This window comes from Massilia sp. BAP21, assembly GCF_057801335.1.
In genome coordinates, this window is the sequence record NZ_CM173596.1 from 918,534 (window position 1) to 932,123 (window position 13,590).

16 protein-coding genes are annotated in these 13,590 nt (G+C 66.7%); 9 read left to right on the plus strand and 7 right to left on the minus strand.

From position 1 onward, the window contains the following. Window positions 1-61: 61 nt before the first annotated feature. Window positions 62-979 (minus strand): methyltransferase domain-containing protein, encoded by a 918-nt coding sequence (locus ACWYRN_RS03995; protein WP_488691233.1) that lies wholly within the window; start codon window positions 977-979, stop codon window positions 62-64. A gap of 62 nt (window positions 980-1,041) precedes the next feature. Between ACWYRN_RS03995 and ACWYRN_RS04000 the strand changes: the two genes are divergently transcribed. The 4 genes from ACWYRN_RS04000 to ACWYRN_RS04015 all read left to right on the plus strand — a co-directional run bounded on the left by ACWYRN_RS04000 (window position 1,042) and on the right by ACWYRN_RS04015 (window position 5,647). Next, window positions 1,042-1,788, plus strand: a complete 747-nt coding sequence (locus ACWYRN_RS04000; protein ID WP_488691234.1) for a ComF family protein — start codon at window positions 1,042-1,044, stop codon at window positions 1,786-1,788. A 13-nt stretch (window positions 1,789-1,801) separates the two neighbouring features. After that, window positions 1,802-2,272, plus strand: a complete 471-nt coding sequence (trmL, locus tag ACWYRN_RS04005) for a tRNA (uridine(34)/cytosine(34)/5-carboxymethylaminomethyluridine(34)-2'-O)-methyltransferase TrmL (RefSeq protein WP_488691235.1) — start codon at window positions 1,802-1,804, stop codon at window positions 2,270-2,272. An 82-nt stretch (window positions 2,273-2,354) separates the two neighbouring features. Continuing rightward, window positions 2,355-3,569 carry an ABC transporter substrate-binding protein gene (locus tag ACWYRN_RS04010; RefSeq protein WP_488691236.1) on the plus strand — a complete coding sequence of 405 codons (1,215 nt, stop codon included), beginning with the start codon at window positions 2,355-2,357 and terminating at the stop codon, window positions 3,567-3,569. A 2-nt stretch (window positions 3,570-3,571) separates the two neighbouring features. Continuing rightward, window positions 3,572-5,647, plus strand: coding sequence for a hybrid sensor histidine kinase/response regulator (locus tag ACWYRN_RS04015; RefSeq protein WP_488691237.1), 2,076 nt, complete (start codon window positions 3,572-3,574; stop codon window positions 5,645-5,647). On the opposite strand, the gene ACWYRN_RS04020 is transcribed toward ACWYRN_RS04015, so the two are convergent. The 4 genes from ACWYRN_RS04020 to ACWYRN_RS04035 form a co-directional block, all read right to left on the minus strand. Then, window positions 5,644-6,393: an alpha/beta hydrolase gene (locus tag ACWYRN_RS04020; protein WP_488691238.1), complete on the minus strand. Its 750-nt coding sequence runs from the start codon at window positions 6,391-6,393 to the stop codon at window positions 5,644-5,646. The two genes, ACWYRN_RS04015 and ACWYRN_RS04020, sit on opposite strands and share 4 nt — an antisense overlap. An 87-nt stretch (window positions 6,394-6,480) precedes the next feature. After that, window positions 6,481-6,879, minus strand: coding sequence for a hypothetical protein (locus tag ACWYRN_RS04025; protein WP_488691239.1), 399 nt, complete (start codon window positions 6,877-6,879; stop codon window positions 6,481-6,483). 3 nt (window positions 6,880-6,882) lie between these two features. Continuing rightward, a complete protein-coding gene (locus ACWYRN_RS04030; protein ID WP_488691240.1) occupies window positions 6,883-7,359 on the minus strand; it encodes an adenylyltransferase/cytidyltransferase family protein in 477 nt (158 codons plus the stop codon). A 9-nt stretch (window positions 7,360-7,368) separates the two neighbouring features. After that, window positions 7,369-8,556, minus strand: coding sequence for a PilT/PilU family type 4a pilus ATPase (locus ACWYRN_RS04035; protein ID WP_488691241.1), 1,188 nt, complete (start codon window positions 8,554-8,556; stop codon window positions 7,369-7,371). A 159-nt stretch (window positions 8,557-8,715) separates the two neighbouring features. Between ACWYRN_RS04035 and ACWYRN_RS04040 the strand changes: the two genes are divergently transcribed. The 5 genes from ACWYRN_RS04040 (at window position 8,716) to ACWYRN_RS04060 (ending at window position 11,843) form a co-directional block, all read left to right on the plus strand. Beyond that, window positions 8,716-9,657: a hydrogen peroxide-inducible genes activator gene (locus ACWYRN_RS04040; protein ID WP_488691242.1), complete on the plus strand. Its 942-nt coding sequence runs from the start codon at window positions 8,716-8,718 to the stop codon at window positions 9,655-9,657. Window positions 9,658-9,889: 232 nt separating this feature from the next. After that, window positions 9,890-10,744, plus strand: a complete 855-nt coding sequence (gene ubiA, locus ACWYRN_RS04045; RefSeq protein ID WP_488691243.1) for a 4-hydroxybenzoate octaprenyltransferase — start codon at window positions 9,890-9,892, stop codon at window positions 10,742-10,744. A 73-nt stretch (window positions 10,745-10,817) separates the two neighbouring features. Beyond that, complete coding sequence (locus ACWYRN_RS04050) at window positions 10,818-11,132, plus strand: ElaB/YgaM/YqjD family protein (RefSeq protein ID WP_229438064.1); 315 nt, start codon at window positions 10,818-10,820, stop codon at window positions 11,130-11,132. Further along, the gene (locus tag ACWYRN_RS04055; protein ID WP_488691244.1) at window positions 11,132-11,512 is read left to right on the plus strand and encodes a phage holin family protein; all 381 of its coding nucleotides are present in this window, start codon (window positions 11,132-11,134) and stop codon (window positions 11,510-11,512) included. The genes ACWYRN_RS04050 and ACWYRN_RS04055 overlap by 1 nt, the downstream gene beginning before the upstream one ends. Continuing rightward, window positions 11,502-11,843 (plus strand): YqjK family protein, encoded by a 342-nt coding sequence (locus tag ACWYRN_RS04060; RefSeq protein ID WP_488691245.1) that lies wholly within the window; start codon window positions 11,502-11,504, stop codon window positions 11,841-11,843. The genes ACWYRN_RS04055 and ACWYRN_RS04060 overlap by 11 nt, the downstream gene beginning before the upstream one ends. Before the next feature lie 187 nt (window positions 11,844-12,030). Here the strand turns inward: ACWYRN_RS04060 and proC are convergent, their stop codons facing one another. Further along, window positions 12,031-12,846 (minus strand): pyrroline-5-carboxylate reductase, encoded by an 816-nt coding sequence (gene proC / locus ACWYRN_RS04065; RefSeq protein WP_488691246.1) that lies wholly within the window; start codon window positions 12,844-12,846, stop codon window positions 12,031-12,033. Next, window positions 12,843-13,556 carry a YggS family pyridoxal phosphate-dependent enzyme gene (locus tag ACWYRN_RS04070; RefSeq protein ID WP_488691247.1) on the minus strand — a complete coding sequence of 238 codons (714 nt, stop codon included), beginning with the start codon at window positions 13,554-13,556 and terminating at the stop codon, window positions 12,843-12,845. Before ACWYRN_RS04070 ends, proC begins: the two co-directional genes overlap by 4 nt. Window positions 13,557-13,590 lie beyond the last annotated feature (34 nt).

A 13,590-nucleotide genomic window follows, 5' to 3' on the forward strand; every position in this document is an offset into this window, starting at 1 on the left:
TTATTCAAGGAAAATCCTTGCCATGCCGCATGCATGTGGCGCGCACGCGCATCAGCCGGCGTCACGGCTTGCGCGGCCGGAACTGGATGATCGCCTCCCCCGCCGCCGTGGTCTTCGGCACCGGCCGGAAGGCATGCCCGTAGATCACCTCGAAGCTGAGCGGAATCTTGCCGTCCGCCCCGCGCTGCGCCTCGAGCGCCGCCAGCATGCGCTCCCATGCCTTGCGGCCGACCAGCCCGCGCCGCCGCGTCGCCAGCGGATTGCCGCCAATCGCCCGTACGTCCGCCAGCAGCGCCGCGGCCGTTCCATAGGTCACGGTGATGCGCTCGACATCCATCACCGGCGTCGAGAAGCCGGCTTCCACCAACTGGTCGCCGAAGTCGTGCATGTCCACGAAGGGCAGCGTGTGCGGCGTTTCGTCGATCGCGGCGAATGCCGTGCGCAGTTCCTTGAACGTATCCGGCCCGAAGTTGGAGAACATCAGCAAGCCCTCGACCCGCAGCACGCGGCGCCACTCGGCGAACACGCGGTCGGGCTGGGGGTGCCAGTGCAGCGCCAGGTTCGACCACACCAGGTCGAGCGAGTTCGGGCCGAACGGCAGGGTGCCGAAGTCGCCGCAAACGAGGTCGACGCCGGTCTTGGCCGGCATCAAGCGGCTGAGCATGGAGCCGAGCGAACGCGGCGCCGGCGCCGGCGTGCCGGCCTGCGCCAGCATGCCGGGTGCGGCATCGAGCCCGACGATGTGGGCAGCCGGGTAGGTTTTCTGCAGCACGCTCAGGTCCGGCCCCGTGCCGCAGCCGGCATCGAGCACGCGCTGGGGCACGATCTTGACCAGTGACAGGCGCTCGTGCATGCGGCTGGCGATCTCGCGGCGCAGGAAGTCGGCCGGCGCCACACGGGCCGGATCGGCGAACAGGGCGCGCACGTGTTCCTGGTCGATCGGCGCGCTCATTTTCGACGGGGATTGGGGAGATGCCATGATTCTATTGCGTTCAAATGAGATAATGGCGGGAGTGTACATGTTTGTAGGATGTCGAGCCGATGACCGGGCGCCTGCGACTGTGGAGCTACCGCTGGCCGCGCGCCTTGATCGACGCGCTGCTGCCCTGTTCCTGCGCGCTGTGCGGCGAAACCGCCGGCGCCGTCGTCTGCCCGCCCTGCCAGCGGGACCATGCGGCCCCGGGCGGCGCGCGCTGCCCCTGCTGCGCCAATCCGCTCGGCGCCCATGAACACGCCGGCCAGCGCTGCGCCGGCTGCATCGCTACGGCGCCGCAGTTCGACGCCACGCTGGCCGCCGCCGATTACGCCGCGCCGCTCGATTCCCTGGTGCTGCGCCTGAAGTTCGGCGCCCAGCTGCCGCTCGCGCCCTGGTTCGCGGCGCGCATGGTCGATGCCGTGCTGGCCCAGCCCGCCTGGCCCCTGCCCGAGCTGCTGTGCCCGGTGCCGCTGGGACCGCGCCGCCTGGTCGAGCGCGGCTTCAACCAGGCGCTGGAAATTGCCCGGCCGCTGTCCGTGGCGCTCGGCGCGCCCTTGGAGCCGCGTCTGCTGGTGCGGGCCATCGACACGGCCGCCCAGTCCGGCGTGGCGCCGAGCGAACGCGCAGGCAATATCCATGGCGCCTTCGAGGTCGCCGACGATGCGCTGGGAAAGATACAGGGCCGCCACATCGGCGTCGTCGACGACGTCATGACCAGCGGCCACACATTGAATGAAATCGCGGCCACGCTGAAGCGGGCCGGCGCGGCGCGCGTGTCGAACCTGGTGTTCGCCCGCACGCCCCCACATTAATAAGGAGAAGCACTTGTTCCACGTCGTCCTGGTCGAACCCGAAATCCCGCCGAATACGGGCAACGTCATCCGCCTGTGCGCCAACACCGGCGTGCAGCTGCACCTGGTCGAACCGCTCGGCTTCCCGCTCGACGACGCCAAGATGCGCCGCGCCGGCCTCGACTACCACGACTACGCGACCATGAAGGTGCACAAGAACTGGGACGCCTTCCTGGCCGCTACCCAACCCGACCCGTCGCGCATGTTCGCCATGACCACCCACGGCTCCTCGCCGTTTGCGAAGGTCGACTTCAAGCCGGGCGACGTATTCGTGTTCGGCACCGAATCGCGCGGCCTCGACCCGGCCCTGCGCGAAAGCTTCCCGCCCGCCCAGCGCATCCGCCTGCCGATGATGCCCGACAACCGCAGCCTGAACCTGTCGAACACGGTCGCCGTGGTGGTCTACGAAGCCTGGCGCCAGAACGGCTACGCCGGCGGCGCCTGAACAGCCGGGGCTGTGCTGCCCAGCCGTGTCTGGTCATAAAACATTTACAGATTACAATAGCGGACCATTTTTCCGGACCGCTATGCGAACCTCGTCCACCTCCCGTCCGCGCAAATTGTTCGCTGCCATGCTGGGCAGCGCCATCCTGGTTGCCTTCCTGGCGCTCTGCCTGCCTGCGCAAGCCGCGCCGGCGCCGGTGCGCATCGGCCTCGACGCCGAGTTCGGCCTCGACAACAGCACCTCGGCCCAGGCCGTGGAACTGGGCCTGCGTACCGCCATCGGCGAGATCAACCGCGCCGGCGGCGTGCTCGGCGGCCGGCCGCTGGAACTCGTCAACAGGGACCACCGCTCGATTCCCGCACGCGGCATCCGCAACATCGAGGAATTCGCACGCACGCCGGACCTGGTCGCCGTGTTCGGCGGACGCTTCAGTCCGGTGGTCATCGAGGAACTGCCGACCCTGAAGGCGACCAAAACCCTGTTCATGGCGGCCTGGTCGTCGGCCGACATGATCGTCGATAACGGCATGCGCCCGAATTACGTGTACCGCCTGTCGCTGCGCGACAGCCTGGCCATGCCCAAGCTGCTGGGCACGGCGCGCAAGCGCGGCCTGCGCAAGGTCGGCCTGCTGCTGACGAACACGTCATGGGGCCGCAGCAACCTGGCGGCGGCCGAGCGGTTCGTCAAGACGAACAAGGATATCCACATCGTCCAGACCGCCTGGTACAACTGGCGCGACCAGACCCTGGTGGCGCGCTACCAGGCGCTGCGCGCTGCCGGCGCCCAGGCCATCGTGCTGGTGGCAAACGACGACGAAGCGGCGGTGCTGGTGCGCGAGGTGGCCGCCCTGCCACCGGCCGAACGCATGCCCATCCTCAGCCACTGGGGCGTGACCGGCGGCGAATTCACCCGCCAGGCCGGCCCGGCCCTGCACCAGGTAGACTTTTCCGTGATCCAGACCTTTTCCTTCTTCAAGGCCGACAGGAAACCGCTGGCGCGCTTCATGACGGCCCTGGCGGCGGTGTCGCCGATCCGCCGCATCGAGGATATCGACGGGCCGGTGGGCGTGGCCCATGCCTACGACATGATGCATATCCTGGCCAAGGCGATCGACCTGGCCGGCACGGTCGACCGCAAGGCCGTGCGCGACGCGCTGGAAAAAGTACGCGAGCACCGCGGCCTGATCAAGCACTACGCCCCGCCCTTCTCGCCCACGCGCCATGAAGCGCTGGGCGAACGCGAGCTCCTGATAGCGCGCTACCGGAAAGACGGCGTGCTGGTGCCGACAAGCGATTGACCATGTGGACCACGCTCCAGGCCGGCAGCCTCACGCGGCGCTTTGCGATTGCGTCGGCGATCCTGACCGCCGTGGCGGTGCTGCTGGTGGCCGCCGCGTCGCTGTGGCTGGTGAACCGCCAGCATGCCGCCGCGGTGGAGCTGCTGCAACAGCGCGAAACCGCGTTCAACGCGCGCACCGTCGGCAATACCCTCGCCACCCTGGCTTCGCGCATGAAAGACGTGGCCGACAGCCCGATCCTGGCCACCGGCCTGGTCGACAGCGCGGGGCGCGAGACTTACCTGGCGCCCTTCCTGAACAGCCTGCGCCAGATCAACGGCATTCCGGTCCAGGTACTGTTCACCGATTTCGAAGGCAAGTCGATCGCGGGGAACGGTTTCGAGCGTTTCGATAGCGAGCAGCTGGCCTGGCTGCGCACGCGCATCGACGCCGGCGCGGAAAGCGCGGCCATTTTCGACCGCCCCGGCGGCCCGGAACTGGTCGGCGTCAACCTGCTGCGCTATTCGCGCACGAACACGCCCGAAGGCGCGCTGGTCTACAAGATCCGCCTGCAGGACCTGCGCCCGATCGCTTCGTCGGTGCTGGCCTGGGAGGCGCAGCCCGGCACCCATGCGGGCGAAGTGCCGGTGCCGGCGCCGGAGGCATTCCGGCACCTCGGGCTGATGATGAAGATCGACGTGTCCGACGTCGGCCAGCCGCTGGAAACGCCGTGGACGCAGTACGGCCTGATCGGCGGCATGACGCTGGCGTTCGCCGTCATCGTGTTCCTGCTCGGCTCGCGCCTCTCGCTCGGCCTGACCCAGGACCTGCGCCAGCTCGAACAGTTTGCCGGCAAGCTCGGCGAAGAAGGCATCGGCGCGGCGCGCGCCGAACTGGCCGGCAGCAGCGAAACCATCACCCTGGCGCGCTCGATCAACCGCATGCTCGACGGCCTGCACCGGCAACAGGCGCGCCTGGAACGCGAGCACCAGCGCAAGGACGAATTCCTGGCGATGCTGGCCCACGAACTGCGCAACCCGCTGGCGCCGATCAGCAGCGCCGCCCAGCTGCTGCGCGTGCTGTTCGCCGACGTCCCGCGCATCAGGGATGTCAGCGGCGTCATCAGCCGCCAGGTCGCGCACATGACGCACCTGGTCGACGATCTGCTGGACGTCTCGCGCGTCACGCGCGGCCTGGTCACCATCAACCAGACCACGGTGGAACTGGGCGCCGTGCTGCGCGAAGCGGCCGAGCAGATCAAGCCCGTGATCGACGCGCGCAAGCACAGTCTGACGCTGGAGATCGCGCCCGAAGCACTCACTGTGTGCGGCGACCGTACCCGCCTGGTCCAGGTGGCGGCCAACCTGCTCAACAACGCGGCCAAGTACACGCCCGACGGCGGGGTACTGCACGTGTCCCTGGCGCGCCACGACGGCATGGCGGTCCTGCAGGTGCGCGACAACGGCATCGGCATCGGCGCCGACCTGCTGCCGGTGGTGTTCGATCTGTTCACCCAGGCCGAGCGCACGCCGGACCGCGCCCAGGGTGGGCTCGGACTCGGTCTGGCGCTGGTCAAGAAACTGGTCGAGCTGCATGGCGGCGCGGTCGAGGCGCACAGCGCGGGACAGGGCCAGGGCAGCACGTTCACGGTGCGCCTGCCGCTGCTGGCGGCGTCCGAGGGCGCGGTGGCGGCGCCGGCCGCCGCCGCTCCGGCCTCGCTCGGCCCCCTGCGCATCCTGGTGGTCGACGACAACGTCGACGCCGCGCAGACCCTGGGCATGCTGCTGGAAACGGCCGGGCACAAGGTGACGGTCGAGCATTCGGCGCAAGGAGCGCTGGCGCGGGCCGGAGAGGGACGATTCGACATCATCCTGCTCGACATCGGCCTGCCCGACATGAGCGGGCACGAACTGGCAGGCGCCCTGCAGCAACTGCCGAACTGCGCCGGCTGCGCGCTGGTGGCGGTGAGCGGCTACGGCCAGGAACAGGACCGCCGCCTGTCGCGCGAAGCCGGCTTCGACGCCCACCTGGTCAAACCGGTGCCGCCGGACCTGCTGGCCGACACCATCGCACGCGTTGCAAACAGCGCCCGCCGTTAATCCTGGAGCGCGCGAAGGTAAGCAGGCATCCCGGAAATCGTGTTATGGCCTGCCCCGCCGATCACGTTCATGGTCGCCACGCCACGTGGAAAGCGTGCCAGCAATTGCCGCGTACTGCTCGCCGGGATGATCTCGTCGTGTTCGGCTGCCAGCAGCAGGGTCGGCGCCGTCACGCGCGGTGCGTAGCGCCAGGATTCGTACTTGTCGCGGAGTAGCCAGCGCACCGGAAAATACGGGAAATGCGCGGCGGCGATCTCCTGCAGGCTGTCGTAGGGCGTTACCAGGATGAGTTTTTTCACCGGGCGCAGGCTTGCCACCTGCACCGCGATGCCGCTGCCCAGGCTGCGCCCGATCAGCGTTACCTCGCCGTGCTCCGCGGCCACCCGGTCGAACAGCGCCAGCGCATCCGCCACATTCGCCCCTTCGCCCGGCTTGCCCGTGCTGCCCAGGTAGCCGCGGTAGTGCAGCAGGTACAGCGCGTGCCGGGGAAAGGCCTCGTCCAGCAGGGGCAGGCTCACCGTCACATCCTCGGCATTGCCGCCCAGGTAGACGACGGCGCGGTTCCCCGGCAGGGGCCGTTCCGACACCTTCACCTCGGCGCCGGACACCGCCAGTGTCGCGGTGCGTGGCGCCGGGAACATCGGCGTAGCGGGCGGATAATAGATGAAGGAAGCCTGCATCCAATACAGCGCGAGGCAGGCGGCGCCGTACGCGCCGAGGGCAATCAGCAGGAGGAGTCCGACCATTCTTTGCATGCGGCGCTTCCATGGGTGCCAGGGCCTGCGCCGCGCCCGGGGCGCGAGGCCGGCAAGCCTTTCAGCCGGCCAGGCTGCTCAATCGTCGTCATGATCGGTCACCCACTGCGACAGATCGTCGACCGGCTGTGGCAGCCTGCCCTCCAGCCACTCGGCCGCCAGCGCAGGCGTGAATGCCGGATGGGTATTCTCGATGATCCAGGCCAGGAAATCTGCCGGCCCGCCATTCATGTAGGGTGGCGCCGATACAGGCAGGAAGCGGCTCGGCAGCGGCTCGTTGAGCGACAGGTAATTCAGTACGTGGCCGAATTCCTGGACGACATGCCAGGCCAGGGGGTGCGCGATATCGATGCCGAACTTCACCCACCAGTGCCCATCGGGATCGATGTCGCAGCCAATGCCGGGCGTAATGCCAGGCACCTTTGCCAGGAAGACCAATAGCGCTTCGAAGCGCGGATCGTGGTGTTTGTCCTGCATCGCCTAGCCCGCCCTGACCCTGGTCAGCAGCTTGGTCGTCGAGCGGTCATGCTCGAAATCGATCGCCACCGCCTGCCCGCCATAGGCCAGCACCGCCTGCCCTTCCGGAATCGCGCTCATCACATAGTCGCCGCCCTTGGCATAGATGTCGGGCCGCGCTTCGAGCACCGTTTCCAGCGCCGTGTCTTCGTCGAATTCCACCACCAGGCTCACCGATTCCAGCGCGGCCAGCACCGCCATCCGGTCGTGCAGGGTATTCAGGGGCCGGTCGTCGCCCTTGCCCAGGCGCTTGACCGAGGCGTCGGTATTTGCTGCGACGACGAGCGACGCCCCCAGTTCGCGCGCCTGCGCCAGGTAGGTCACGTGCCCGCGGTGCAGGATGTCGAACACGCCGTTGGTGAGGACGACAGGTTTCGGCAGCGCGGCCACGCGCGCCTTGAGCTCGGCGCGCGAGCAGATCTTGTTTTCAAAATTCGGCATACGGGTCAGTCAGGTTGGGTTTGCAGGGTCTTCCGGTTCTTCTTCGAGCGCCATCGACAGCGTCGGCGACTTGCCGCCGCCTTCCTCGCCCGGTTCGCGACGGTCGCCCGAGAGCTTGATCTGCAGGCGCAGGCCATTCGCCGAATCGGCATTGCGCAGCGCTTCGTCGTAGCTGATGTAGCCCTTGTTGTAGAGCTCGTACAGCGCCTGGTCGAAGGTGCACATGCCGAGTTCGCGCGACTTCTGCATGATCTCCTTGATGCTGTGGAAGTTCCCTTTCAGGATCATCTCGCTGATGGTCGGGGTGTTCAGCAGGATTTCGATGGCGGCCTTGCGGCCCTTGCCGTCCTCGGTGCGCACCAGGCGCTGCGAGACGATGGCGCGCAGATTGGCCGAGAGGTCCATCAGCAACTGATTGCGCCGCTCTTCCGGGAAGAAGTTGATGATGCGGTCCATGGTCTGGTTGGCGTTGTTCGCGTGCAGCGTGCCCAGGCACAGGTGGCCGGTTTCGGCAAACGCGATCGCGTGCTCCATGGTCTCGGTGTCGCGGATTTCGCCAATCAAAATCACGTCCGGCGCCTGGCGCAGCGTGTTCTTCAGGGCGTTGTGCCAGGAGTGGGTGTCGACGCCGACTTCGCGGTGCGTCACCAGGCAGCTCTTGTTCTTGTGCACGTACTCGACCGGGTCTTCGACCGTGATGATGTGGCCGGCCGAATTGCTGTTGCGGTAGTCGATCATTGCCGCCAGCGTGGTCGACTTGCCGGAACCGGTGCCACCGACCACCAGCACCAGGCCGCGCTTGGTCATCACCACGTCCTTCAGCACCTCGGGCAATTCCAGCTTCTCGAAGTTCGGGATTTCCGAGGCAATGGTGCGCACGACCATGCCCACGCTCTGCTGTTGCACGAACACGTTGACGCGGAAACGGCAGACGCCAGGGAGCGAGATCGCGAAGTTGCACTCCATCTCGGCCTCGAACTCGGCGCGCTGGCGCTCGTTCATCAGCGACAGCGCCAGGGCGCGCGTGACTTCGCCGGACAGGCGCTGCTGGCTCATCGGCTTCATGCTGCCCTGGTGCTTCATGCTGGGCGGGAAATCGGCGGAAATGAAGAGGTCGGAGCCGCCCTGCTGGAACATCACCGTAAGCAGCTTGTGGATATAGGCCTGGGCTTCCGCCGGGCCGAAGGGATTGCTCATGCGTGCCTTTCTGGTCTGGGCGAGAAAGCGTCAATACGATATCCGCCCGCCCGACAATTATATCGACTAAGATTACCGGTAAAATACACTTTCTGTGGCTGACTTCGCCACTTTGGCAGGATATTCATTGCAGACCTGCAATTCGACTACCATACGCCCATGACACTTACCGAGCTGAAATATATCGTCGCTGTCGCCCGCGCCAAACACTTCGGGCACGCCGCCGAATCCTGTTTCGTTGCACAACCCACTTTGTCGGTCGCCATCAAGAAGCTCGAGGACGAGCTGGGCGTGACGCTGTTCGAGCGCGGCGGGTCCGAGGTCTCGGTGACGCCGGTCGGCGCCCAGATCGTGGCCCAGGCCGAGCGCGTGCTGGAGCAGACCGCGGCCATCAAGGAACTGGCCAAGCAGAACAAGGACCCGCTGGCCGGCCCGATGCGCCTGGGCGTGATCTACACCATCGGGCCCTACCTGCTGCCGCCGCTGGTGAAGAACCTGATCGACAACGTGCCGCAGATGCCGCTCGTGTTGCAGGAGAACTTCACGGTCAAGCTGCTGGAACTGCTGCGCCAGGGCGAGCTCGACGCCGCCATCATGGCCCTGCCCCTGCCCGACCACGGCATGATGATGCAGACCCTGTACGACGAACCGTTCGTGGTGGCCATGCCGCGCACCCACCCCTGGGCGAAGCGCAAGGAAATCGCGGCCGACGACCTGAAGGCCGAAACCATGCTGCTGCTGGGCAGCGGCCACTGCTTCCGCGACCAGGTGCTGGAAGTCTGCCCGGAAATGGCGCGCTTCTCGTCGCCGGGGAACGGCATGCAGCGCACCTTCGAAGGTTCGTCGCTGGAAACGATTCGCCACATGGTAGCCAGCGGGATTGGGCTCACGGTGCTGCCGCGCGCCTCGGTGCGCGACATGGAAGACCCGAATGGCATGCTCACGTTTGTTCCTTTCTCGAAGCCGGCGCCGTCGCGGCGCGTGGTGATCGTGTGGCGCAAGAGTTTTACGCGGCGGGTGGCGATCGATGCGATCGTGAATGCGGTGGCGGAGTGCGACTTGCCGGGCGTGGATATGCTGGCGCTCGATAAGGCGGCGTGAACATCGATGGGCCTGCCGTTGTAGGGTGGACCGGGCCGCGCTAGGCACCTGTGTCCACGCGGTGCAACGGTTGCATGTCGAGTCTCATGCCTCGTCTGTTCAACCGGTGAGACCGCGTGGACACGGGTGTCCACCCTACCCCCTCCGGCAAGCCCCGCGGAACAGTGCCAGCCGTGTTCCGTTCCAAACCCGTTAAAATCGCGGTCTTGTACACAACAAGACCGCGATTTCCATGAACAAGCTGGCGCTTTATTTTCGGCTGGTCCGCGCCGACAAGCCGATCGGTATTCTTCTTCTGCTCTGGCCCACCCTCTGGGCCCTATGGATGGCAGCCGGCGGCACGCCGCCCTGGCATGTGGTCCTGATCTTCGTGCTCGGCACCGCCCTGATGCGCTCGGCCGGCTGCGCCATCAACGACTATGCCGACCGCGACTTCGACCGCCACGTCAAACGCACCGTCGACCGCCCGGTCACCAGCGGACGCATCAAGGCCTGGGAAGCGGTGATGGTCGCCGCCGTGCTGGCCATCGTCTCCTTCCTGCTGATCCTGCCGCTGAACACGCTGACCAAGCAGCTGTCGGTGGTGGCCGTGATCGTGGCCGGCACCTACCCCTATTTCAAGCGCTTCTTCGCGATTCCCCAGGCCTACCTCGGCATCGCCTTCGGCTTCGGCATCCCGATGGCATTCGCCGCCATCCAGGGCCAGGTGCCGGCGGTGGCCTGGTGGCTGCTGGCGGCGAACGTGTTCTGGGCCGTGGCCTACGACACCGAATACGCGATGGTCGACCGCGACGACGACCTCAAGATCGGCATGCGCACCTCGGCCATTACGTTTGGGCGCTACGACGTGGCCGCCGTCATGCTGTGCTACGGCGTGGCCCTGTCGATCGACCTGGTCTGCGGCTGGCTGCTGGGCCTGCGCTGGTGGTTCGTCGGCGGCGTGGCGGTGGCGGCCGGCATGGCGCTCTACCACTACACCCTGATCCGCAACCGCGACCGCCTGCGCTGCTTCGCCGCCTTCCGCCACAACAATTGGTTGGGTGCGGCCCTTTTTGCCGGTGTCGCGTTAGACTATGCATTAGGATAATATTGTCCGAAATACAAATCCCCGTTCTGCCGGCAAGGCAGCGGCCGATCACTCCCTATTACGAGGCTAAAACATGATGGAAAAAATCCCGACCCAGACCGGCGCCCGCGACCAGCTCCTGGCCGACCTGAAGACCGTGATCCTGGACGCGGAAGCCTGGCTGCGCCACGGCGGCTCGCTGACCGGTGAACAGCTCGAAGCGGCCAAGGCCAAGTTCGAGGGTGCGCTGACCAGCGCCAAGGAAGGCCTGGCCAACCTGGAAGTCGTCGAGAAATCGAAAGCGGCTGCGAAAGCGACCGACACCTACGTCAAGGACAATCCCTGGAAAGCCGTGGGCATCGGCGCCGTCGCCGGCGTCATCCTGGGCCTGCTGATCAACCGCCGTTGATGGCGGTCACCGAGACGCTGGGCCGGATCGGCGCCACGCTGCTGGCGATGGTGCGCACGCGCCTGGCGCTGGCAGCCGTCGAGGCGCAGGAAGAAGCACAGCGCGTGCTGGGCTTTGCGGCCTGGACGCTGTTCGCGGCTTTCCTGGGCGCCGGCGCCTTCATGCTCGTGGCGCTGTTCGTGATCGTGCTGTTCTGGGACACCCACCGCCTGCTGGCGATCGGCGCCATGGCCGCTTTGTTCGCCCTAGCGGCGGTGTTGATCCTGGCACGGGTGCGTGCGGCGTTTGCTGCGCGTCCACCGATGATGGCGGCCACGCTGGCGGAACTGAACAAGGACATCGCCTTCATCAAGGGCACGGGAGCGGCGCATGAACAGTGAAAAGACGCCACTGGCGGTGCGCCGCGCGCATTTGATTGCCGAATGCGCGCAGCAGCGCGAGGGTATCGCCTACGAGCTGAATCTGCTGAAGGCGCCGGTTGAACGGCTGGGCGGCGTCGGCCAGTCGCTGATGGCCAACCGCAAGGTGCTGCTGGCCGGCGGCGGCGTCGCGCTCGGGATGCTGATCGCACGGCCGAAGCCGGTGCTGGCGCTGGTGGCCACCGGCGTATCGGCGTGGAAGATCGTGCAGAATGTGCTGCCGCGCGTGATGCCGGTGGTGCAGCAGGTGATGCCGATCATTCGCGAGCGGTTCGGTTCGCGGTTCCAGTAAGCGTTGTATCCGCGTGGGCACGAGTGCCCACCCTACGGCCTGCTTTACCACTGTCGGTTGTGTTACCTCTCAATCGACATATGCGACGTTGAATGCCGCCACGGCATGATGGTTTTGTAGGGTGGGCCGGGCCGCGCAAGGCACTTGTGCCCACGCGGTACAACAATCGAACCTCGAAACGGCGGATTCAATCCGCCCCTAACTCTTCCCCCAGCTCGCGCCCGCGCGCCGCTGCCTCTTTCATGGCCGCCATGATCGCCTGCTTCACCCCCGCCGCTTCCATGCTCGTAATGGCCGCATGCGTCGTGCCCCCTTTCGAGGTCACGCGCTGGCGCAGCACCTCCAGCGGCTCGTTTGATTGCGCCGCCAGTTCCGCCGCCCCGGCAAACGTGGCCAGCGCCAGCGCCTTGCCCTGCTCCGCATCCAGGCCCATTTCCACGGCCGCCGCCTGCATCGCTTCCAGGAAGTAGAACACGTAGGCCGGCCCGCTGCCGGACACCGCCGTCACCGGATCGATCAGCGCCTCGTCGTCCAGCCACACGGTCTGGCCGACCGCGCGCATCACGCTGTCGGCCGCGGCGCGCTGGGCCTCGTTCACGCCGGGCGTGGCCACCATGCCGGTGATGCCCATGCCGATCAGTGCCGGCGTGTTCGGCATGGTGCGCACGATGGCGCCGTAGCCGCCCAGCCAGCGCGACAGGTCCACGCTGCGGATGCCCGCCGCAATCGACAGCACCAGCGGCTCCCTGCCTAGCTGCGGCGCCAGCGCCGCCGCCACGTCGCGCATCTGCTGCGGCTTTACCGCCAGCACGACCACGTCGCAGGCGCCCACGCCATCGCCGATCGACGTGGCGGTGGTCGCGCCGAACTGCGACGCCAGCTTCTCCAGCGCCTCCGTGTTCGGGTCGACCACGTGCACCTGCGCGCCGGCGCCCAGTTCCTTGACCAGCCCGGCGATCAGCGCCGTGGCCATGTTCCCGCCGCCGATGAAAGCGATCTTCATTCCGAATCCTTGTGATAAGTACGTGTGCCAAAAATGGCGCTGCCGACGCGCACGATGGTCGCGCCTTCCAGGATCGCCGCCGCCATGTCGCCCGACATGCCCATCGACAGCGTGTCGACCGGCACGCCATCCGCGCGCAGGGCTTCGCCGAGCTTGCGCAGCCTGGCAAAGGCCGCGCGCTGCAGGGCCGGGTCGGTTTGCGGTTCGGGGATCGCCATCAGCCCGCGCAGGCGCAGGTTCGGCAGGGCCGCGACCTGGCGCGCGAGTTCCGGCAATTCGTCGGGCGTGGCGCCGCTCTTGGTGGCTTCGCCGCTGATGTTCACCTGCAGGCAGATGTGCAATGGCCCCAGCTCCGGCGGGCGCTGCTCCGACAGGCGCTGGGCGATCTTCAGGCGGTCCACCGTGTGCACCCAGCTGAAACTGGTGGCGATCGGTCTTGTCTTGTTGCTCTGGATCGGGCCGATGAAATGCCACTCGACGGGCGTATTCGGTTGCGCGCGCGCCACGGCGGCGATTTTTTCCACGCCTTCCTGCAAGTAGTTTTCGCCAAAGGCGCGTTGTCCGGCTGCCATCGCTTCGAGCACCGCTTCCGCCGGAAACGTCTTCGAGACAGCGAGCAACTGGACCATGGAACGGGCCCGGTTGGCGTCCTTGACGGCGGCGGCGATTGTCGCTTCGACAGCTTGCAAGTTATCGGCGATTGTGACCATAATCTTTTCTCTGGGCAATATTCGGGACATGCGA